Source organism: Spongiibacter pelagi, assembly GCF_014705705.1.
Taxonomy (GTDB): domain Bacteria; phylum Pseudomonadota; class Gammaproteobacteria; order Pseudomonadales; family Spongiibacteraceae; genus Spongiibacter; species Spongiibacter pelagi.
Map to the genome: position 1 here is coordinate 97,094 of NZ_JACXLD010000007.1, position 20,102 is coordinate 117,195.

The window sequence follows — 20,102 nt, forward strand, 5'->3', positions numbered from 1 at the left end:
AGCGGCCCGTTTGAACTCATAAAGAGTGATTTAAACGTGAATTCCTTTCAGTACCGCCGCCAGCGCAACTTGTTCTGAAGAAACCTCGGGCTTCTGCTCCCCTTCACTTTCACCCTTGGCGGCAGCCGAGTCAGGGAAGGTGCGGAATACCGTGTTCATAATAATTTCCGTCGCCTTCGGCATAATCGCATTCAGCACCTGCATGGTAATGCCCAAGCCGGTCGCAATCCGTTTTGGACGGCGCACAATCGCATCACAAATCATATCCGCCGCTTCTTCTGGCGTCAGCGTAGGCACCGCATTGTAGATTGAGGTTGGCCCAATCATGGGGGTGCGTACCAGTGGCATATTGATGGTAGTGAAGGCGATATTGCGGTCTGAAAATTCAGCTGCCGCACTGCGTGAGAAGGCATCCAGCGCGGCTTTTGAAGCGGCATAGGCCGAGAAGCGAGGCGAGGTGCCAACGATAACGGCAATGGAAGAAATATTGATGACATGGCCCGCGCGACGTTCCAGCATCGATGGTGCTAGCCCCATTACCAAACGAATCGCGCCAAAATAATTCAGCTGCATGGTGCGCTCAAAATCGTGGAAACGATCGAAGGTCAGCTCCAGTGAGCGGCGAATTGAACGGCCGGCGTTATTGACCAGCACATCCACATGGCCGTGATTTTTCAGCACGGTTTTGACCAGCTCGTCACAGGAATTGAGATCGGAAACATCGCAGGGATAGGCAAAGCTGGTGCCGCCTTTGCGTTTGATTTCGGCCTGTGTTTCTTCCAATTTTTCCAGCGTGCGCGCAACCAGTACCACTTGAGCGCCAGCCTCGGCCAGTTTCAGTGCAGCGGCTTTACCAATGCCTGATGAGGCGCCGGTAATAACCACCACTTTACCACTGACATTGCCTTTTAAGCTGCGATCTTTATGCAGGTCTGGATCGAGATTACGCTCCCAGTAATCCCAGATTTTTTCAGCGTAGCTCTCCAGTTCTGGCAATTTAATGCCGCTGCCTTTGAGGGCGCGCTCGGTATCGCGGGTATCAAACTTGGTCGGCATATTCATAAATTGCAGGCCGTCGCGAGGGATGCCGTAATCCGCCAATACCGCATTGATAATACGGCGCACGGGTGGCAGGTTTTTGATCATGCCGAGGATGCTGGCCGGGATAAAGGCAAACATACGGGTATCAATACGCATGGCCATGCGCGGTGCGTGGGCAGCATCGGCGAAAATCTGCAGCACTTCGCCCACTTTTTTGGCCTGGGACTGGGTCAGGTGAAAACACTGTCCGTCCAGTTTGGGTTGGTGAGACAGGTAATCAATACAGTCGGCAACATAGTCCACCGGCACAATATTCATTTGCCCGCCTTCAATACCAATCAGTGGCATCCACTGAGGCACTCGGCTGCGCAGTTTTTGAATCAATTTGAAGAAATAATAAGGGCCGTCGACCTTATCCATTTCGCCGGTTTTGGAGTCGCCCACTACCATCGCCGGGCGGTAAATGCGGTAGGGAATGCTACACTCGCGGCGCACCAAGCCTTCGGAGATATGTTTGGTACGGAAGTAGGGGTGTTCCAGCCCGGTCGCTTCGTCAAACATATCTTCGCGGAACACACCGGGATATTGCCCTGCGGCGGCGATTGAGCTGGCGAGGTTAAAACATTTTGCGCCCATGGCTTCGGCCGCCGCAATGGCATTGCGGGTGCCGTCAATATTGGCGACCTCCTGGCTTTCAGCGTCCGCCTTGAGATCGTAAATAGCAGCTAGGTGATAGAAGTGGCGAACATTACCATGGAGCTTGGCCATCTCTTTAGGAGATATGCCGAGCCGAGGCTTGGATAGATCGCCATAGACGGGAATGAGCTGCTCGGCAGTCAATCCAGTGGCTTCAAGCAATTGTTTGTATTTCTGTTTAGAGCTGCGACGCACCAATACATAAATGGGGCCGCGGCGTTTTGCTAAACGCTCGATAAGAAAACGGCCGATAAAGCCGGTGCCGCCGGTAATAAAATAAGCCATAACTTTCTCCCTTTATTGAAATTATCCTGTTGTGAGAATGATGGAAATTTTTGAGGCGGCTCTTTATGGCCGCCTTTATTTTCTACATATTGTTGTGCTGCGAATTTATGGGCGCGGTGTGGTTACCGCTTTTTCGAGATCCTCAAAAGCTTCGTGAATATAATCGCCCAAACGCTCCATACGAGGCAGTGCCGAGGTGGCAACCAAGCCAAATTGCAGGCGTCCGTTATAACTATAGATGGTTATATTCAAATGGTTACCCGGAGTTAGCGCACTGATGGGATACATTTCTTCCAGCGCGGCACCTTTTAGATAAAGTTGGTCATTGGGGCCGGGTACGTTGGAAATCAGCGTGTTGCCCAGTGGCGGTACGCGATTTTCCAAACGCAGCATTTCCGCTAATTGGGCAAAGCTGCCGAGTAATACGGTGTAGGCCATGACGGATGTGGCGGGCACGCCGTCAATCTGGTAGCGAACATTGCGTAGAGTAAAGCCGATTTCGCGCAAGCGCTCATAGGGGTCTTCGGTACGTTTGGCCAGCTCCACCAGCACGATACCAATTTTATTGCCCATGCTGTTATCGCCTTTGCGGCGCAAGTTAACAGGCATTTGTACGGCGATGGGTTGATCGATATCGGCATCGCAATCCTGCAGGTAGCGATGCAGCGCGCCATCAATGCAGGTCAGTGCAATATGGTTCAGGGTAGAGCGGGTGAGTTGACGAAGGTGGTTTACCTTATCCATTGGCACTGAGGCGCTGGCAAACTGACGGCCCTCAATCACCCGGCCGGTTAACGGTGTTTTCGGGCGGCCTTTGAAGGGAACCGCCACGGCGTTTTTGGTCAGGTGAACGCTTTCCAGTGCTAATTGTGCGGTGAGTTTGCTCAGCCCGGCAAGGGTGCGGATGTAGTCGGTGTAGCGACCGCCGCGCTTGGTCAGCGCCTTCATAATGGACACGCTGTCCGCCGCGTTTTCCTGGCGCTTTTTAGGTAGCGCTGCCCACATGGTTGATGTAGTTTTTTCGGTAGCTGATTTGCTCAGGCTTTGAGCCAGAATCGAAGACATGGTTACGCCGTCGGCGTAGGCGTGGTGAAGTTTGGTGTAAAGCGCGAAGCGCTGGTCGTCAATGCCCTCGATAACGTGCATTTCCCACATGGGTTTGTCGCGGGACAGAATCGGGCCGTGGAGGTCGCCAACCAATTCATAAAGGCTGTCGCGGAAATCGTCGCCTTCTAGGGTGTGGTAGTGAATATGCTCTTTAACATCAAAGTTAATCGCTGTTTCCCAGCAGGGGCCGGTCAAATTGGTGAAATTGATCACTTGATTGAACGGAGCGCCAACATCGTCAGCGGTACCAACATATTGCTCTACGGCTTGCTGTACGAAATTTGCCGGTGCTTTGGCAGGTTTGCGAAACATCATCAAACCGCCGATATGCTTGGGGCTTGCATCAGATTCTGTTAGAAAAAAAGCCAAATCCATTATGGACAGTTTCGACATATTCACACTTCCCTTTAATAATCGTGAAATCGTTATTGCGGTACCGTTTATTGAATACCGTAAAAGTCTATGCCCTAATTAGCACCCCGGCTATTGCTCGTTCTGACCTTGTTTTAATTTTTTCGGTCAATTCACTTCAGGACGCTGGCAAGCCGAACATAACAGATAAGCCCGCTCGGGAACACTGCATGACTCAAGACATAAGAAAAGCGGCCACGGCGGTGGTGGTACGAGACTCAGATCAGGGCCTAGAGGTTTTGGTTTTACGGCGTCACCCACAACTGAAAGTCGGTGGCGGGCACTGGGTATTCCCCGGTGGCACCATTGATCCAGAAGATGAAATTGGCATGGAGTCTGAGGCGTTGATTGCCCGTGTCGCGGCAAGTCGAGAGACTCAGGAGGAAGCCAGCCTGAGTTTGGACCAGTCGGAGTTCCAGCTTATTTCCCATTGGACAACCCCGCCGGGAATGGGCAAACGTTTCGCGACTTGGTTTTTTCTCAGTGAGGTTGGCGAGGTAGAGGTCGTGGTTGATGGTCAGGAAATGGATGACCATATGTGGACCCTGCCTAAAACATTGCTGCGCTATCACCGCATGGGCGAAATGGCGATGATGCCGCCAACCGTGGTGACCCTCACCGAATTGGCGTCATGCGATAGTGTGGCCGAGGCGCGGGCTTTTTATGCGGCGCGGGAAGTGCCTTTCATTGAGCCGCAAATCAACAAACACCTCGGTGTACTTTGTATGCTCTATAAAGGCGATGCCGGGTATGCCAGCAAAGACCCAAGCAAGGTGGGATCGCGCAACCGCTGCTACTTGGAAGATGGTGTGTGGCGCTATGAGTTTTTCAAAAGCTAAAGCGCTTTAAAAATAAATTCAAAAAGTGCGAGGGTTTTTCCCTACTGCGGTGTTTAACCGATAACGACCAAGCTAATGGTCTTTTTTCGGAGTAAAACATGAACGCAAGCACAACCCTAAAATTTGCCGCCGCTACTCTGCTACTTGCAGTGAGCACGTATACCTTTGCTGAAATGAATGGCCCTCGCCCAGAATTTGGCCCAGAGGGGCGGCCCAGCATTGAGCAGATGGCTCAGCACCATGCACAGCGCTTTATGAAAATGGATCTCAATGCTGACGGCAGTGTGACTCGTGCCGAGATTGAAGAATTCAAAGCCCAGCAGCGCGAGCAGCGTACCGGTTCGCGTGAGGATCGTTTTAGTCGCGCCGATACCGACAATAACGGTATGGTTTCCTCTGAAGAGGCCCAGCAGCTTGCAATGTTGAAACTGACAGAGCGTGATGCCAACGGTGATGGGCAATTGGACCGCGGTGAATTTCACAGAGGAGAGTTTCGCAAAGGCGAGCATCATAAAGGCGGCTTCCCCGGTGGGTTTAAGCACGGCAAACCCGGTGACTGCGACGGCCACGGCCGGCCTGATTTTGCGGAAGAGTAATCACTAAAGGATTGCTAGTGCGTGCAGAGCAGTGATGAACATTTAATGAAAGCTGTGGCGCGGGGGGATTCCCGCGCCTTTTCTGAACTGCTCTCTCGTCATAGCCGCAGCGTGTTGAATATTTGCTACCGCATTGTGCAAGACCGCGCTGAGGCGGAGGATCTTTGCCAGGAAGTGTTTGAGTCTCTTTGGCAACAAGCGTCCTCATGGCAAGCCAACGCCAAATTACAAACTTGGCTATACCGTGTTGCCAGCAATGCCGCCTTGAATCATCGTCAGCGGGTACAGGCTCGTCAGCAATTGGGGGTGGACGAGGATGTCTTTGAGAATCCCGGCCAAGATACATTCTGCGAAACCGAGCAAGTTTCAATGTCTGCCGAAGAACCAGCCTATACGGCGTTACAGTTTGAACTCGGTATGCTGCCTGAGAATCAGCGGATGGCACTGTATTTTCGTTATTACCAAGATTTGGCCAGTCGCGATATCGCTGAAATTTTGGGCGTAAGCCTAAAAGCGGTTGAGTCCCTACTGGCAAGAGGTCGCAATCTTTTGAAGCAGCAATTGGCCAAAACCGCCAGTGTTGAGCCGCCGGTTGCCAATAAGCCGCCGGCTGCCAGTAAGCCGTCGGTAGCCGATAAGCCGCCGGTAGCCGATAAAAAGGAGCCCAATCGATGAAACCGAGTCCCTTGTTTCAGCAATTATTGATGCGCTTCGGTGGGCGAGCTTCCGACTGGCCCCTTGCTTGGCGCGTTTGCTTGAGCTTGTTGCTACTGTTTCCGGCAAACCGGCAGGTTTGGTTGGATGCGCAGGCTCAGGATGCGAGCCTGTCATCGTTTTTTCATTCCCATGTCGATGACATTGAGTTGAGCGACCAATTTATGCGGCGCTTGCAGAATATTTCCGATCAGGCTCAGCATGGCGCTGTTGTGCCAACAGAAGTCGAGGCGCTGGATCGGCGTATATTGAGTTATGGTTTTGGCGGTGCCCTGGCTTCTTTAGCTTTGGGTGTATTGCTGGGCTATACCAGTGTGTTTGGGTCTTTATTGGCAGATCAAACACTGGCTGATGAGGCAGGCAATAGCATTTTTTATTTTAGTGAACAGACGCTTTTTGATAGCGATGAACAAACGCTTTGGTTTCAAGAATGAGCCGGGCAGGGTAGGAGAATAGGATGACACGGCAAACTTGGTTGGCTTCTGGGCTGGCCCTCTCGCTGGTGATTAATGGCATCTTAATCGGTGTGTTACTCGGTTACCGTTTTGGTGGGCACGAGCGTCAGGCCATGGCGAGATTCGATCGGCAGATGTTTCGCACAGCGGGTGAGCCACTGCCGCAGTTACATGAGGCCATGCATGAGCGGCGCTCTGAATTTCGTCGGGCGTTTAAAGAAGTGCGCGCAGCTCGTCGAGCCATGTTTGAATTGATTCAGGCCCCTAGTGTCGATGCCGGAACTCTCGCGGGTGGTTTTGAGAGAATTCGTGTTGCAGAGCAGGAATTAAAAGCGGTGGGGCATCGAGCAATGAGTGAGGTTTTGCCCCGAGTGCCGCTGGAACAGCGCCAAGAGGTGATGAAGGCTTTTTTGCATAGAGAGATGGATCGTCGTCCGCCGCCAAGACCGATGGAGCATAAAGGCGAGCGTCCACCGGTTAGCATCTCGCCTGAAACCATGCCGCCAAGATAAAAAAACGGATCAGGGGGTTGAATTAACCGGGGTATAACTTAATTCGCCGTTATACCAGCGTTTGCGCCACGCTTTGAACACCCGCTCCGGGTACCAGCTTTTCCCTAAGCTACCGTTGTAGCGGGCGAGTGCACGATGGTAATTGCCGCGTTCGCGCTGCAGATAAAACTGCAATATCTGGCAGCCGTAGCGCAGGTTGGTGCTGACCAGACTGAGGTTGTCGTCAGGTCGACCAATTTCATTTTTCCAAAAAGGCATGACCTGCATTAGCCCTTGTGCTCCCGCGCTAGAAACAGCGAAGCGATCAAAGCCACTCTCTATTTGAATCAAGGCCAGTACCAATTCTGGAGGTAGCTTGGCCGCAGAGGCTTCGCGGTGAACATTTTGTAGAAAAGGGAGGCGTTGTTCGGGATCTTTTATAAACGGGCTGATTCGTTGAGACATGTCCAGCAGCCAAACCTCGGCGTCGAAGCGATCTTCAAAACTGCTGGCTTGTTCAATCCCGTCTTTCAAAAATTGCCGCAGAGCAAGTTGCTCTTCTGAAAGGGGCGAGCTAGTGATTTTTGACGAGGCACTTGCCTGTGTTGGCAAGGGAGCGCCAATCAATAACCATCCCGCAATCAGTGCTACAAGAAGCTTGATTGTGGGATGGTTAGTTTGACGTTGGTAGGATGCGTTCACCGCGACAGTTTATACTCGTTAGTTTTAGCGAGAAACCCGCTTGCTAACTTCAGCAACGATTTGCTCTACAGGAATGTCTTCGCTGTCAGTCGCACGGCGGTGCTTGTATTCCAGCATGCCCTGATCCAGTCCGCGATCACCCACTACAATGCGGTGTGGAATGCCCATTAATTCCATATCGGCAAACTTAACACCGGGACGCTCATTGCGGTCATCCAGTAAAACGTCCAACCCAAGCGCCTTCAGTTCAGTGTAGAGCTGTTCGGCTTTTTCGCGCACGCGATCAGACTTTTGCATATTCATGCCGACAATTGCCACTTGGAAAGGCGCAATGCTATCGGGCCAGATAATGCCTTTGTCGTCGTTGTTTTGCTCTATGGCAGAGGCCACTACGCGGGTTACGCCAATGCCGTAGCAACCCATAATCATGACTTGCTCTTTGCCATTTTCATTAAGCACCGTAGCGTTCATGGCTTCTGAATATTTGGTGCCGAGTTGGAAGATATGGCCAACTTCGATACCGCGACGAATCAGAATCTTGCCCTCGCCATCTGGGCTGGGGTCGCCTTCAACCACATTGCGAATATCGGCAATTTCGCCAAGCGCCAGATCGCGCTCCCAGTTCACCCCTTTCAGGTGGTAACCGTCTTCATTAGCGCCACAAATAAAGTCAGCGGCATGAGTTGCGCTGCGATCAACAATCGTGCGGATAGATAAACCGACCGGGCCAATGGAGCCAGTGCCGCAACCAATAGCCGCTTTAATGTCTTCTTCGCTGGCAAAGGTCATCGGTTTGGCAATGCCGCCCAGTTTTTCCGCTTTGATATCGTTGAGCTCGTGGTCGCCGCGAACAACAAGTGCCACCAGTGGCGCCTTGCTTTGGCCTTCTTCTTGAACGCCATAAACAATCAGGGTTTTTAAGCTGCGATCTGCTGCGCAACTGAAAAACTGGCTGACTTCCTCAATGCTGTGTACATCGGGAGTGGCCACTTTTTCCATCGCTTCGGTAGCGCTGGGGCGCTCGCCCGCAGGAGCCAGAGCTTCGGCCATTTCCACGTTGGCGGCGTAGTTTGAGGTGTCGGAGAAGGCAATATCATCTTCACCGGAATTGGCGAGTACGTGGAATTCATGTGAACCGCTGCCGCCAATAGAGCCGGTGTCGGCAATAACGGGGCGGAAATCCAAGCCTAAGCGAGTGAAGATATTGGTGTATGTGGCGTGCATAACATCGTAGGTCTCCTGCAAGGATTCCTGATTTTTATGGAAGGAGTAGGCGTCTTTCATCACAAACTCGCGGGAGCGCATTACCCCAAAGCGTGGACGAATTTCATCCCGGAACTTGGTTTGTACCTGATAAAAGTTCGCCGGCAGTTGTTTATAGCTTTTGATCTCATTGCGGATCAGGTCGGTGATGACCTCTTCATGGGTTGGGCCAAGGCAGAAGCTGCGCGAATGGCGGTCGCTAATGCGAAGCAGTTCTGGGCCGTATTGTTCCCAGCGGCCGGACTCTTCCCACAGTTCAGCGGGTTGTACCACCGGCATCATCACTTCCTGTGCGCCGCTGCGATCCATTTCCTCGCGCACAATGGTTTCTACCTTGCGCAGTACCCGCAAGCCCAGCGGCAGCCACGAGTACAGGCCGGTTGCCAGTTTGCGGATCATGCCCGCCCGTAGCATCAGTTGGTGGCTGATCACCTCCGCATCGGCGGGGGTTTCTTTAATAGTAGCGATAAGAAATTGACTGGCGCGCATGTAACAATAGATCCTTAAACAGCGTTGTGTTCGCAAGCCTGCCTGTCGTTGAGAGTTGGCAGACGGCGATGTAAGAGCCGCATTTTACGACCCTTGTCTGGCAGCGTACAGATGAGGGATGAATAAGGAGCTAATATGTTTTCCCTTCACCCCCGCTTGGCCGAAGATACCTTTGTTGTTGGTGATCTGCCTCTGTGCCGAGTTTTATTGATGAATGACAGCCAATATCCCTGGCTGATTCTGGTGCCCCGCGAAGAAAATTTACGCGAGCTACACCAGTTGAGCTGGGCCTCACAGCAGCAGTTTTTGCGGGAGTCGAATCTTGCTGCGAGCCTTTTAGAGCAGCTTTTTCGGGCTGAAAAGCTCAATCTGGCGGCGCTGGGCAATATGGTGCCGCAGTTACACTTTCACCATATTGCGCGCTTCCAAGATGACCCGGCATGGCCCGGCCCGGTTTGGGGAGCGCGGCCGCGAGTGGCTTATGAGCCGAGCTTGCGAGATGAGCGTTTGGCAGTGTTAAAAGAGGCTTTTACGGAAGAGTCAGAGGGTTCTTTTGTGATCGCTTAAGATCGCTAAATGGGAGATTTTTTTCGGCCAAAAAACGCGCGATCGGGGGAATTGTTTCAAATCGTCGTAATTTCCCGCTTTTTGGGCGATTTTTTTCCAATGTCGCGTGTTTTGCTCTTGTATAGCAGTGTTTAATCGACTATATGTATGCGCAGGCATTGAAGCATAGGTGGTAATTAGCGTTAGGTGCCAGCGAAACTACTTACAAAAATATAGCTATTAACTCATGAGGTGAAATTAACCCTATGGCAATCAAAAAAGCTGCACCAAAGAAAAAAGCTGCTCCAAAAGCCAAAGCGGCACCCAAGGCAAAGGCGGCTCCAAAAGCTAAAGCGGCTCCTAAGGCAAAAGCAGCACCTAAAGCTGCAGCTGCTAAAGCACCTGCACGCAAAACTACAGCCATCACTGAAAAAATGACCAAGACTCAAATGCTGACCGAGATCGCTGAAAACACCCAGCTGACTCGCAAGCAAGTGGGCGATGTCTTTGTTGAGCTGGAAGCCCTGATCGAACGCAGCATCAAGAAACGCGCTGTGGGTGAGTTCACCGTTCCCGGCCTGATGAAAATCACCACTGTGAAGAAGCCTGCTGTTAAAGCTCGCAAGGGTATCAACCCCTTCACTGGCGAAGAAACCATGTTCAAAGCCAAGCCTGCCAGCGTAGCGGTTAAAGTTCGTCCGCTGAAAAAGCTGAAAGACTTCGCATCGTAATCTGGTCTTCTGACCGACTGACGGGCGCTTCGGCGCCCGTTTTCGTTTCTGCTTCCCCCTCAAACCGATTTAATGCTGGCGCCGGTTTGCGTTATAATCCCGCTCCTTTTTAGTCCCGGTTTGGCAATACTGCCTCGGGTTCGGCAAGACATTGTCTGATTTGTATTGAGAATTACCGATGCCAATCTACGAATATGCGTGTAAAGACTGCGGTCACACCCTGGAAAAACTGCAAAAAATGAGCGATCCCGTACTGGTGGATTGCCCGGCCTGCAATAAGCCAAGTCTGGAAAAACAGATTTCGGCGGCGGGTTTTCGCCTTAAAGGTGGCGGTTGGTACGAGACAGATTTTAAATCCAGCGGTACCAAGAAAAATCTGGCCGGCGATAGCGGTTCAGGTTCCAGCAGCTCTTCTGCCGACTAATTAACATTACAGCGATTTATTGGGAAAAAACCATGCGAAGCCATTACTGCGGCCTATTGGGCAGCGAACATATCGATCAGGACGTCACCGTATGCGGTTGGGTAGATCGTCGCCGTGACCACGGCGGGGTTATCTTCCTCGACATGCGGGACCGCGAAGGTATTGTGCAAGTGGTGTTCGATCCGGATACCGGCGATCACTTCAAAGCGGCGGATCGGGTGCGCGGTGAATATGTGCTGAAAATCCGTGGCCGGGTGCGTGCGCGAGATGCGGCAACCGTAAACCCCAATATGAAAACCGGTCAAATTGAGGTGCTGGGTAAGGAAATTGAAATCCTGAACGCCGCAGAAACTCCGCCATTCCAATTGGACTCTCATGTTGAAGTGGGCGAAGACGTGCGCCTGCATTACCGTTATCTGGATCTGCGCCGCCCACAAATTGCCGACAAGCTGCGTCTGCGCGCCAAAGTGACCTCGGTACTGCGTCGTTATTTAGACGAGCAGGGCTTTCTGGATATTGAAACGCCAATTCTGACTCGTGCTACCCCAGAGGGTGCCCGCGACTATTTGGTGCCCAGCCGTACTCACGACGGCAAGTTTTTTGCGTTGCCTCAGTCGCCCCAATTGTTTAAGCAGCTATTGATGGTGTCTGGCTTCGATCGCTATTACCAAATCGCCAAGTGTTTCCGCGACGAAGACTTGCGCGCTGATCGCCAGCCCGAATTTACTCAGATCGATATTGAAACCTCCTTTATGGATGACAAGGCGGTGATGCAGGTTGCGGAAAATATGATTCGCAATCTGCTCAAAGAAGTGCGCGATGTTGATTTGGGCGACTTCCCGCACATGCCGTTCTCGGAAGCCATGAGCCGTTATGGTTCCGACAAGCCAGACCTGCGTATTCCGTTGGAGCTGTGCGATGTTGGCGATTTGATGGCCGAAGTGGAATTTAAGGTGTTCTCCGGCCCAGCTAAAGACCCCAAAGGTCGTGTGGCTGCATTGAAAGTGCCCGGCGGCAACGACAAACTCAGCCGCAAGCAAATCGACGATTACACGAAATTTGTCGGCATTTACGGTGCGAAAGGTCTGGCCTACATCAAGGTCAACGATAAGTCTGATCTGGAAAACGGCCTGCAATCGCCCATTGTTAAATTCCTGCCTGAGTCAGTTCGCGCAGCCATTCTGGAACGTGTGGCGGCCGAAAATGGCGATTTGATTTTCTTCGGTGCCGATTCCACTAAAGTGGTTAACGAGGCGCTGGGTGCGCTGCGCTGCAAGCTGGGTGAGGATCTTGATCTGTACACCTGCGAGTGGGCGCCACTGTGGGTTGTCGACTTCCCCATGTTTGAAGAAGATAGCGAAGGTAACTGGACTTCGCTACACCATCCTTTCACTCGTCCGGCTTGTACGCCAGCAGAGTTGGCAGCCAATCCGGGTGAGGCCCTGTCTATCGCCTACGATATGGTGCTAAACGGCACTGAATTGGGTGGTGGCTCGGTGCGTATTCACCAGCCGGATATGCAGCAAGCGGTATTTGAAGTGCTGGGTATTGGCGATGATGAAGCCCGCGAAAAATTCGGCTTCCTGCTGGATGCACTGAAGTACGGTGCGCCTCCACATGCGGGGCTGGCTTTTGGTCTGGATCGCCTGATTATGTTGATGACCGGCGCCAGCTCAATTCGTGATGTTATCGCCTTCCCGAAAACCCAAACGGCAGCATGTTTGATGACGGACGCGCCGGGCGTGGTGGAAACTCGCCAGCTAAACGAGCTGAATATTCGTCTGCGCAAGACGGAAGCTCAAAAAGAGCTGGAGAAAAAAGCCGCGCAAAACGCCGGGGAATAAATTGTGGCGGGGCACAGCAAATGGGCGAATATCAAACACCGCAAGGCGGCACAGGATGCCAAGCGGGGTAAGGTATTCACCAAGCTGATCCGCGAACTGGTGGTGGCCGCCAAAGCCGGTGGGCCATTGCCAGAAGATAATCCGCGCTTGCGGGCGGCGGTCGATAAAGCTCTAGGCGCGAATATGAAACGCGACACTATCGACAAAGCCATCGCCCGTGGTGCCGGCAATGCCGAAGGTGAAAACTACGACGAAATCACCTACGAAGGTTACGGCGCGGGCGGTATTGCGGTTTTGGTTGAATGTATGACCGATAATCGCAACCGCACAGTGGGTGATGTGCGCCATGCCTTTTCCAAGCGCGGTGGCAATCTCGGCACCGACGGTTCAGTCGCCTATCTGTTTTCCCGCAAGGGACAAATTTGTTTCGCTCCCGGTCTTGATGAGGACGCCGTAATAGAAGCGGCACTTGAGGCGGGCGCGGAAGATGTTGTCAGTCATGATGACGGTAGCATTGATGTGCTCACCCCTTTTGAAGATTTCATGGCAGTGCGCGATGCGCTGCAAGAGGCGGGCTTTGTGCCGGACTCGGCCGAGGTGATTATGCAGCCGGCAACCACTGTTGAGCTGGATAAATCCGGGGCTGAAACCCTATTGGGCTTGGTGGATATGCTGGAAGATCTGGACGATGTTCAGAATGTCTACACCAATGCCGATATTCCCGAGGCCGTTCTGGCTGAGTTGGCGGAATAATTTCTTCCCTTTTTGAAGTAAGCAGGCTGCGCTCGCTTTGTGCATAATAAGCGTGGAGTAACAAAGGGCGCGGCATGATTATCCTTGGAATTGACCCAGGTTCACAGAAAACCGGTTTTGGCCTTATCGAGGTTGCCGGTCATCGCCATCGCTATATAAGTAGCGGAGTGATTCGCCTACCTAAAGGGCCGCTGCCTGAGCGCCTTGCGGAAATTTATCGCAGTCTCAATCTTATTATCGACGAATACCAGCCCACATTGGCGGCGGTCGAAGAAGTGTTTATGGCCAAAAGTGCCGGTTCGGCGCTGAAGCTCGGTCAAGCACGCGGAGCGGCTGTAGTCGCCTGCGTCGGTCGTGATATTCCGGTGGCCGAGTACACCGCCAGGCAAATTAAAAAAGCGGTGGTTGGCACCGGGGCGGCCAATAAAGAACAAATTCAGCATATGGTCAAAATTTTGTTGAAATTGCCTGCCGCGCCACAGGAAGATGCGGCCGATGCGCTTGCTGCGGCAATCTGTCATGCCAATGCCCGGCAGGGGTTAGATAATATGGTGGCGGGCGAACAGTTGGATGTGGGCCGGCTGCGGCGAGGGCGGTTGCGCTAAGTCTTTCCGGTTTCTCTCCACCTCAAAAAATAGTCAAACATAAAAGCGAAAAGGAAATAACAGCATGATCGGTCGTCTGCGTGGCAAAATTCTTGAGAAACAGGCGCCGGAAATCCTGTTGGATGTTGGCGGCGTCGGCTACGAGGTTTTTGTGCCGATGACGGCGTTTTATAACCTGCCAGCGCTGGGTGAAGAGGTCAGCTTATACACCCAGTTTATTGTTCGCGAGGATGCCCAGCAGTTATTCGGCTTTGCCGATCCCCAGTCTCGCCAGCTTTTTCGCGATTTAATTAAAGTAAATGGTGTGGGCCCGAAATTGGCGCTGACCATTATGTCGGGTATCGAAAGCGATGAGTTTGTGCGCTGCGTGCTGGAAGACGATACCGCCGCCCTCGTTAAATTGCCGGGGGTGGGCAAGAAAACCGCCGAGCGTTTGATTATTGAAATGCGTGACCGCCTCAAAGATTGGGCATTGCCGGCGTCTGCGAGTACCGGAGCATCGGCTTCAATGCCGGTCGATGCCGCCGGTGAGGCCGAATCTGCCTTGGTGGCACTGGGCTATAAACCGCAGGAAGCGGCTAAAGCCATTGCTGCCATCCCTGAAAAAGACAGCCTCAGTAGCGAAGCACTGATCCGCGCTGCCTTAAAAAGCATGATTCGCTGAGTAAGCGCGGCCGAAAAGCGTGCCCCATAGACAAAATCTTCCGCCCGCTAATGATTTGTGTTGTGACTCATGGTCAAATAGGCCGCGTAACTCAGGAGGCATCAGGGTAGCAGAATGATTGAGGTAGACCGCCTAGTGGCGCCGGAATCGCCCAGTGGTGGCAGCGAGGAACGGTTTGATCGGGCGATCCGCCCCAAATCGCTCGCTGACTATATTGGGCAGCAGGCGGTACGGGAGCAGATGGATATTTTTGTTCGCGCCGCTCGCGGTCGCGACGAACCTCTCGATCACACCCTGATTTTTGGCCCGCCAGGTTTGGGCAAAACCACGCTTGCCAATATTCTCGCCAATGAAATGGGCGTAACCCTGCGCACCACCTCTGGCCCGGTACTGGAAAAAGCCGGCGACCTCGCCGCTTTGATGACCAATCTTGAACCCGGCGATGTGCTTTTTATCGACGAGATTCACCGTCTCAGTCCACATATAGAAGAAGTGCTGTATCCGGCGATGGAAGATTTCCAGCTGGATATTATGATTGGTGAAGGTCCCGCCGCGCGCTCCATCAAACTGGATTTACCCCCCTTTACCCTCGTGGGTGCCACCACTCGCGCCGGTCTTTTGACCTCGCCGCTGCGTGATCGCTTTGGCATTGTGCAGCGTTTGGAGTTTTATGGCGTACCAGATCTGGCCACCATCGTGAGTCGGGCGGCGAATATTCTCGGCATGGAGATGGATGAGGCCGGTGCCCGTGAAATTGCCCTGCGTTCACGGGGAACCCCCCGTATTGCCAACCGCCTATTGCGGCGGGTGCGAGATTACGCCGAGGTGAAGGCCGATGGCCGGGTGACGGCTGAAGTGGCCGACCAAGCGCTGACCATGCTTAATGTCGACAGTTCGGGTTTTGATCATCTGGATCGCCGTTTGCTGTTGGCCATGATCGAGAAATTTGACGGTGGGCCAGTGGGTATCGACAGCTTGGCCGCCGCGATCAGCGAAGAACGCGGCACTATTGAAGATGTGCTCGAGCCTTATCTGATTCAGCAGGGCTTTATTATTCGCACGCCGCGCGGGCGCATGGTCACTGCCAGTGCGTATCGGCATTTCGACCGGGTAATGCCTCGAGATTTGAGCAGCAGTGCCCCAGAGCAGGCTGACTTTTTAGGTAATATTAATGATTGAGCCAATGGGCGCGGAATTTAAGTTAGCCATCCGCGTCTATATCGAAGATACCGATGCGGGTGGCATTGTCTATTATGTTAACTATCTAAAATTCATGGAGCGGGCGCGTACGGAATTTATGCGCCAGTTGGGTTTTGGGAAGGCAGCTTTAGGCGGAGCCCAAGAGCGTGCTGAAAAAACGGCAGAAGACAGCGGCGCGATATTTGTTGTGAGTGATGTTCAGGCAAAATATCGCAGCCCGGCGCGCTTGGATGACCAGCTAACAGTAAGCGCAAAGTTGATTGAGTTGCGTAAAGCCAGTTTGGTTTTTGAACAAAAAATTTGGCGAGATGAGCAATTGTTGTGTGAGGGTGAGGTAAAGGTGGCGTGTGCAAATGCCAAAACCTTGCGCGCCACACGCGTTCCGGCCGAGTTATACAAAGTTTTATCGCGGCTAAAATAAGCCGTTTTTATGTTTTTGTGTTTTAAATTTTCAGGGGTGAAGTGTGGGCGGAGATCTGTCTGTAATAGAGCTAGTGCTGCAGGCCAGCATATTTGTGCAGGGCATTATGGCGGTATTGGTGCTGGCCTCTATCGTGTCTTGGTTCATGATTATCCAGCGGATGATGTATTTCAGTACCGCCAAGTCTGAGCTGCAAAAATTTGAAGATAAATTTTGGTCGGGTTCCGACCTGAAAAACCTCTATGAAAGTGGCGGCGGCAAGCGTAAAGCCATGGGCTTGGAAAGTATCTTTCGCGCTGGCTACAAAGAGTTTGCTCGCCTAGCGAATCGCAATATGGATGCCGATGCAGTAATGGAAGGTTGTCAGCGCGCCATGCGCGTGGCTCTCTCCCGTGAAGAAGAGCAGATGGAACACAGCCTGCCATTTTTGGCTACCGTGGGCTCTACCAGCCCTTATGTCGGTCTGCTGGGTACAGTTTGGGGCATCATGGGCTCCTTCCACGGTTTGGGCCAAGTGCAACAGGCGACATTGGCGACCGTTGCGCCGGGTATTTCTGAGGCCTTGGTGGCCACCGCAATGGGCTTGATTGCCGCTATTCCAGCCGTAGTTAGCTATAACCGCTTCTCCTCTAAACTCGATAGCTTTGCCGGCAAATATGAAACTTTTGCCGAAGAGTTCTACAGCATTCTGCACCGTCAGGTGCATGTGAACTGAGGCTGAAGATGCGCATTATAAATTTCGGGAGTGTAACCCGATGAGTCGCCGCAACCGTCGTAAGCCGATGTCAGATATCAATGTCGTTCCCTATATCGATGTCATGCTGGTACTGCTGATTGTTTTTATGGTGACCGCGCCGCTGCTGGTGCAGGGCGTACAAGTTGATTTGCCTGAGGCCCGCACCGAGCCCGTGCCACAAAAAGATGATGATCCCATTGTGGTGTCGGTGGACAAGCAGGGCCGCTATTACCTGAGTTTGGGTGATCCCCAAAAACAGGGCGAGCCTATTGCCTTGGAAGAAATTGGCGACAAGCTCAGTAAGATTCTGCGCCGCAAGCCCAAAACACCGATTATGGTTAGAGGCGATACCGCCGTGGATTATGGCCGGGTTGTGCAGGCTATGGCGGTTTTACAGCAAGCGGGCGCGCAGTCGATTGGTTTGATTACAGAAGAACCGGCTGGCGGAAAATAATCGTGCAATTTTTTCTGCCTGCGTTGGCAACGCTTGCTCTTCACGGGATGCTACTGGTGTTATTGCTGGTCGGCCTGCCCGGTGATGAGCGCCGCTTTGATCTACAGCCTGAGCGCACCATTATTAACGCCAAGCTGGTATTTGATGAAAAGCCGCGCCCGCAACCGGTGATTAAGCCCAAGCCAAAACCGGTGCCAAAGCCGCAGCCCAAGCCGACACCGAAACCTGTTCCGAAACCTGAGGTCAAAGCCAAGCAAGCTGAGCCGAAACCGAAGGAACCGAGTAAGGAAGAAAAAGCGAAACAGGAAGCGGAAAAACTGCGGCAGTTAGAAGAAAAACTGCGCCAGGAACAGCAGCAGGAATTGGCGGAAGCGCTGAATACCGAAGAGAAAAATGCGGAAGCGGATGCGCAACAGGAAATCACCTTTGGTGAGTTAATCGCTGCACTGGTAACCAATAACTGGTCGCGGCCGCCGAAGGCGCGCAATGGCATGGTGGCGGTGGTGGCGATTGAAACCGTACCCAGTGGTGAAGTGATTAACCAATATATTGTTGAGAGCAGTGGCGATACCGCGTTTGATCTCTCGGTATTGCGAGCGGTATCGCGCTTGGGTCGCATTGAGGAACTGGCCGAGCTGGCGGAAACCAATACCAGCCTTTATGAGCGAAAGTTTCGCCGCTTTCAGTTCAAATTTAATCCACAAGATTTGAGAAGGTAAGACAAATAAACATGCGTTTAACGACACGTTTACTACAGGGAATGATGTTTGCGCTAGTGATGTTGATCAGTCAACTCAGCGCGGCGGCCGACCTGACCATTGAAATAAATCGTGGCAATGATGATCCGCTACCCATCGCTATTGTGCCGTTTAGTTGGCAGGCCGGTTTCACTGTGCCCGAGGATATTGCACGCATTGTTGAGCGCGATCTGCACCGCAGTGGCCAGTTTGCGCCGATTCCGCGCGAAGATATGATTAGCCGTCCCGATTCTTCCCGCGAAGTGTATTACGGAGATTGGAAGAGCCTTGGCGTTGATTATATTTTGGTGGGCAAGCTGGGCCTGAATGGCAGTAATGGTCTTTCGGCCAGTTATGAATTGATGGACGTAAACACCCAGCGGGTGATTTTCACCGCCACTGATATCGCCAGCTTTAGTAAAGCGCGCTATCTCGCGCACACCATCAGCGATCGCATTTATGAAAAGCTAACCAATATTCGCGGCGCTTTCCGCACCGAGCTGCTCTATGTGTCGTCTACTCGCGATACCGATAAGCCGCGCTTCCGCTTGATTAAAAGTGATATCGACGGTGCCAATGAGGTGGTGTTACTGGATCAAAACCAGCCCATTATGTCGCCAACCTGGTCGCCTGAAGGCAAGCGTATCGCCTATGTTTCCTTTGAGACCACCCGTCCGGCAATTTACTTGCACAATCTGGAAACCGGCCAACGTGAACAACTGACCAATTACCCCGGTCTAAATGGCTCGCCAACGTTCTCTCCAGATGGTCGTAAATTGGCAATGGTGCTTTCTAAAGACGGCAGTCCCGATATCTATGTGATGGATTTGGCTAGTCGCCAGCTCGATCGTTTAACTGACCATTTTGCGATTGATACTGAACCGGCGTGGTTGGGCGATGGCAAGTCGATTGTCTTTACCTCGGATCGCGGCGGCAAACCACAAATTTACTCGGTAGCACTGGATGGCCAGCAGTTGCAACGCCTGACCTTTGAGGGTGATTACAATGCCCGAGCCCGAGTGCTACCAGACGATTTAGGACTGATTTTGGTGCACCGTAATCAGGGTGATTATCACATTGCTATTTACGATACTAAGCGCCGTAAAATGGAAGTACTAACTACCACCTCACTTGACGAATCTCCTAGCGTTGCGCCCAATGCGACTATGCTATTGTACGCGACTAGTTATCGGGGCAAGGGTATACTGGCGGCCGTTTCTGTAGATGGGGGCGTAACCTACCGGCTGCCCTCTCAGTATGGCGATGTTAGAGAGCCGGCGTGGTCGCCATTTCTGGATTAAAGATTTTTGGTTCGGACGTTCTGGGGTTTGAAACGGCCGGCCACTTACTGACTCAAACCCAAAAACCTCCAAGGGGGATTTACTATGGAAAACAGCAAGAAGTTTCTTTTAACTCTGACTATGGCCAGTTTGATGCTGGTAGGTTGTGCGTCTACCGAGACTGAAGATGAAGCGCAAAACGGCGCGGATTCTAGCTACACCTACAGCGACACCATGGGTGGCAGCAATGCTCAAGGTGGCGATGAAATGGAAATTGACGAGCCCACCGTGGTTCTGAAAACCGTCTTCTACTTTGATTTTGACGAAGCCACTCTGTCAGTTCAGGCTCGTCAGGATCTGAACGCGCAAATTCAAGCGCTGCGCAACACCAAAGGCGTGATTCGTTTGGAAGGCAACACCGACGAGCGCGGCACCCGTGAGTACAATATGGCACTGGGCGAGCGTCGTGCGCAGGTTGTGGCAGACTACATGGTTATGAACGGCATTCCCCGCTACCGTATTGAAACGGTAAGCTACGGTGAAGAGCGTCGTGCAGACTACGGTTCTTCCGAGTCATCTCACGCTAAAAACCGTCGTGTTGAGCTTAAATAATTACAG

23 protein-coding genes are annotated in these 20,102 nt (G+C 52.4%); 19 read left to right on the top strand and 4 right to left on the bottom strand.

Going from position 1 to position 20,102, the window contains the following annotated elements; all coding sequences use genetic code 11:
- Positions 1–30 precede the first annotated feature (30 nt).
- The gene (locus IB286_RS12290) at positions 31–2,022 is read right to left on the bottom strand and encodes an SDR family oxidoreductase (RefSeq protein ID WP_190765974.1); all 1,992 of its coding nucleotides are present in this window, start codon (positions 2,020–2,022) and stop codon (positions 31–33) included.
- Positions 2,023–2,127: 105 nt separating this feature from the next.
- Positions 2,128–3,522, bottom strand: a complete 1,395-nt coding sequence (locus IB286_RS12295) for a wax ester/triacylglycerol synthase family O-acyltransferase (protein WP_190765976.1) — start codon at positions 3,520–3,522, stop codon at positions 2,128–2,130.
- Positions 3,523–3,710: 188 nt separating this feature from the next.
- On the opposite strand from IB286_RS12295, the gene IB286_RS12300 reads away from it, so the two are divergent.
- The 5 genes from IB286_RS12300 (at position 3,711) to IB286_RS12320 (ending at position 6,656) form a co-directional block, all read left to right on the top strand.
- Positions 3,711–4,379 (top strand): NUDIX hydrolase, encoded by a 669-nt coding sequence (locus tag IB286_RS12300; protein ID WP_190765978.1) that lies wholly within the window; start codon positions 3,711–3,713, stop codon positions 4,377–4,379.
- 98 nt (positions 4,380–4,477) lie between these two features.
- Positions 4,478–4,975 (top strand): EF-hand domain-containing protein, encoded by a 498-nt coding sequence (locus tag IB286_RS12305; protein ID WP_190765980.1) that lies wholly within the window; start codon positions 4,478–4,480, stop codon positions 4,973–4,975.
- A gap of 21 nt (positions 4,976–4,996) precedes the next feature.
- Positions 4,997–5,650 carry an RNA polymerase sigma factor gene (locus IB286_RS12310; RefSeq protein ID WP_190765982.1) on the top strand — a complete coding sequence of 218 codons (654 nt, stop codon included), beginning with the start codon at positions 4,997–4,999 and terminating at the stop codon, positions 5,648–5,650.
- Entirely contained in the window at positions 5,647–6,123 is a 477-nt protein-coding gene (locus IB286_RS12315; protein WP_190765984.1) for a hypothetical protein, read from the top strand. The genes IB286_RS12310 and IB286_RS12315 overlap by 4 nt, the downstream gene beginning before the upstream one ends.
- Before the next feature lie 23 nt (positions 6,124–6,146).
- Entirely contained in the window at positions 6,147–6,656 is a 510-nt protein-coding gene (locus IB286_RS12320; RefSeq protein WP_190765986.1) for a periplasmic heavy metal sensor, read from the top strand.
- Positions 6,657–6,665: 9 nt separating this feature from the next.
- Here the strand turns inward: IB286_RS12320 and IB286_RS12325 are convergent, their stop codons facing one another.
- A complete protein-coding gene (locus IB286_RS12325; protein WP_398285141.1) occupies positions 6,666–7,337 on the bottom strand; it encodes a lytic transglycosylase domain-containing protein in 672 nt (223 codons plus the stop codon).
- Between the two features lie 24 nt (positions 7,338–7,361).
- Complete coding sequence (locus IB286_RS12330; protein ID WP_190765988.1) at positions 7,362–9,089, bottom strand: proline--tRNA ligase; 1,728 nt, start codon at positions 9,087–9,089, stop codon at positions 7,362–7,364.
- 135 nt (positions 9,090–9,224) lie between these two features.
- Between IB286_RS12330 and IB286_RS12335 the strand changes: the two genes are divergently transcribed.
- The 14 genes from IB286_RS12335 (at position 9,225) to IB286_RS12400 (ending at position 20,096) form a co-directional block, all read left to right on the top strand.
- On the top strand, positions 9,225–9,656 hold the full coding sequence (locus tag IB286_RS12335) for an HIT family protein (protein ID WP_190765990.1): 432 nt from the start codon (positions 9,225–9,227) through the stop codon (positions 9,654–9,656).
- Positions 9,657–9,901: 245 nt separating this feature from the next.
- On the top strand, positions 9,902–10,366 hold the full coding sequence (locus IB286_RS12340) for an HU family DNA-binding protein (RefSeq protein ID WP_190765992.1): 465 nt from the start codon (positions 9,902–9,904) through the stop codon (positions 10,364–10,366).
- Positions 10,367–10,544: 178 nt separating this feature from the next.
- Positions 10,545–10,790: an FmdB family zinc ribbon protein gene (locus tag IB286_RS12345; RefSeq protein WP_190765994.1), complete on the top strand. Its 246-nt coding sequence runs from the start codon at positions 10,545–10,547 to the stop codon at positions 10,788–10,790.
- 32 nt (positions 10,791–10,822) lie between these two features.
- Complete coding sequence (gene aspS, locus IB286_RS12350; RefSeq protein WP_190765996.1) at positions 10,823–12,634, top strand: aspartate--tRNA ligase; 1,812 nt, start codon at positions 10,823–10,825, stop codon at positions 12,632–12,634.
- A gap of 3 nt (positions 12,635–12,637) precedes the next feature.
- On the top strand, positions 12,638–13,387 hold the full coding sequence (locus IB286_RS12355) for a YebC/PmpR family DNA-binding transcriptional regulator (protein WP_190765997.1): 750 nt from the start codon (positions 12,638–12,640) through the stop codon (positions 13,385–13,387).
- A 74-nt stretch (positions 13,388–13,461) separates the two neighbouring features.
- Positions 13,462–13,992: a crossover junction endodeoxyribonuclease RuvC gene (ruvC, locus tag IB286_RS12360; RefSeq protein ID WP_190765999.1), complete on the top strand. Its 531-nt coding sequence runs from the start codon at positions 13,462–13,464 to the stop codon at positions 13,990–13,992.
- A gap of 64 nt (positions 13,993–14,056) precedes the next feature.
- On the top strand, positions 14,057–14,656 hold the full coding sequence (gene ruvA / locus IB286_RS12365; protein ID WP_190766001.1) for a Holliday junction branch migration protein RuvA: 600 nt from the start codon (positions 14,057–14,059) through the stop codon (positions 14,654–14,656).
- Between the two features lie 114 nt (positions 14,657–14,770).
- Positions 14,771–15,835 carry a Holliday junction branch migration DNA helicase RuvB gene (gene ruvB, locus IB286_RS12370; protein WP_190766002.1) on the top strand — a complete coding sequence of 355 codons (1,065 nt, stop codon included), beginning with the start codon at positions 14,771–14,773 and terminating at the stop codon, positions 15,833–15,835.
- A complete protein-coding gene (gene ybgC / locus IB286_RS12375) occupies positions 15,828–16,277 on the top strand; it encodes a tol-pal system-associated acyl-CoA thioesterase (protein ID WP_190766004.1) in 450 nt (149 codons plus the stop codon). The genes ruvB and ybgC overlap by 8 nt, the downstream gene beginning before the upstream one ends.
- Before the next feature lie 43 nt (positions 16,278–16,320).
- Positions 16,321–16,992: a protein TolQ gene (gene tolQ, locus IB286_RS12380; RefSeq protein WP_190766006.1), complete on the top strand. Its 672-nt coding sequence runs from the start codon at positions 16,321–16,323 to the stop codon at positions 16,990–16,992.
- 40 nt (positions 16,993–17,032) lie between these two features.
- Positions 17,033–17,467 (top strand): protein TolR, encoded by a 435-nt coding sequence (gene tolR, locus IB286_RS12385; protein WP_190766008.1) that lies wholly within the window; start codon positions 17,033–17,035, stop codon positions 17,465–17,467.
- A 2-nt stretch (positions 17,468–17,469) separates the two neighbouring features.
- Positions 17,470–18,186, top strand: coding sequence for a cell envelope integrity protein TolA (locus IB286_RS12390; protein ID WP_190766010.1), 717 nt, complete (start codon positions 17,470–17,472; stop codon positions 18,184–18,186).
- Positions 18,187–18,197: 11 nt separating this feature from the next.
- Positions 18,198–19,505 carry a Tol-Pal system beta propeller repeat protein TolB gene (gene tolB / locus IB286_RS12395; RefSeq protein WP_223826361.1) on the top strand — a complete coding sequence of 436 codons (1,308 nt, stop codon included), beginning with the start codon at positions 18,198–18,200 and terminating at the stop codon, positions 19,503–19,505.
- An 84-nt stretch (positions 19,506–19,589) separates the two neighbouring features.
- On the top strand, positions 19,590–20,096 hold the full coding sequence (locus IB286_RS12400) for an OmpA family protein (RefSeq protein WP_190766012.1): 507 nt from the start codon (positions 19,590–19,592) through the stop codon (positions 20,094–20,096).
- Positions 20,097–20,102 lie beyond the last annotated feature (6 nt).

Coding starts and splice junctions, on each gene's coding strand:
- IB286_RS12300 (WP_190765978.1), top strand. CDS start 3,711: ATGACTCAAGACATAAGAAAAGCGGCCACGGCGGTGGTGGTACGAGAC.
- IB286_RS12315 (WP_190765984.1), top strand. CDS start 5,647: ATGAAACCGAGTCCCTTGTTTCAGCAATTATTGATGCGCTTCGGTGGG.
- aspS (WP_190765996.1), top strand. CDS start 10,823: ATGCGAAGCCATTACTGCGGCCTATTGGGCAGCGAACATATCGATCAG.
- IB286_RS12295 (WP_190765976.1), bottom strand. CDS start 3,522: ATGTCGAAACTGTCCATAATGGATTTGGCTTTTTTTCTAACAGAATCT.
- IB286_RS12400 (WP_190766012.1), top strand. CDS start 19,590: ATGGAAAACAGCAAGAAGTTTCTTTTAACTCTGACTATGGCCAGTTTG.
- ruvA (WP_190766001.1), top strand. CDS start 14,057: ATGATCGGTCGTCTGCGTGGCAAAATTCTTGAGAAACAGGCGCCGGAA.
- IB286_RS12290 (WP_190765974.1), bottom strand. CDS start 2,022: ATGGCTTATTTTATTACCGGCGGCACCGGCTTTATCGGCCGTTTTCTT.
- ybgC (WP_190766004.1), top strand. CDS start 15,828: ATGATTGAGCCAATGGGCGCGGAATTTAAGTTAGCCATCCGCGTCTAT.
- IB286_RS12345 (WP_190765994.1), top strand. CDS start 10,545: ATGCCAATCTACGAATATGCGTGTAAAGACTGCGGTCACACCCTGGAA.
- IB286_RS12330 (WP_190765988.1), bottom strand. CDS start 9,089: ATGCGCGCCAGTCAATTTCTTATCGCTACTATTAAAGAAACCCCCGCC.
- IB286_RS12320 (WP_190765986.1), top strand. CDS start 6,147: ATGACACGGCAAACTTGGTTGGCTTCTGGGCTGGCCCTCTCGCTGGTG.
- IB286_RS12335 (WP_190765990.1), top strand. CDS start 9,225: ATGTTTTCCCTTCACCCCCGCTTGGCCGAAGATACCTTTGTTGTTGGT.
- ruvC (WP_190765999.1), top strand. CDS start 13,462: ATGATTATCCTTGGAATTGACCCAGGTTCACAGAAAACCGGTTTTGGC.
- IB286_RS12340 (WP_190765992.1), top strand. CDS start 9,902: ATGGCAATCAAAAAAGCTGCACCAAAGAAAAAAGCTGCTCCAAAAGCC.
- ruvB (WP_190766002.1), top strand. CDS start 14,771: ATGATTGAGGTAGACCGCCTAGTGGCGCCGGAATCGCCCAGTGGTGGC.
- tolB (WP_223826361.1), top strand. CDS start 18,198: ATGCGTTTAACGACACGTTTACTACAGGGAATGATGTTTGCGCTAGTG.
- IB286_RS12305 (WP_190765980.1), top strand. CDS start 4,478: ATGAACGCAAGCACAACCCTAAAATTTGCCGCCGCTACTCTGCTACTT.
- tolR (WP_190766008.1), top strand. CDS start 17,033: ATGAGTCGCCGCAACCGTCGTAAGCCGATGTCAGATATCAATGTCGTT.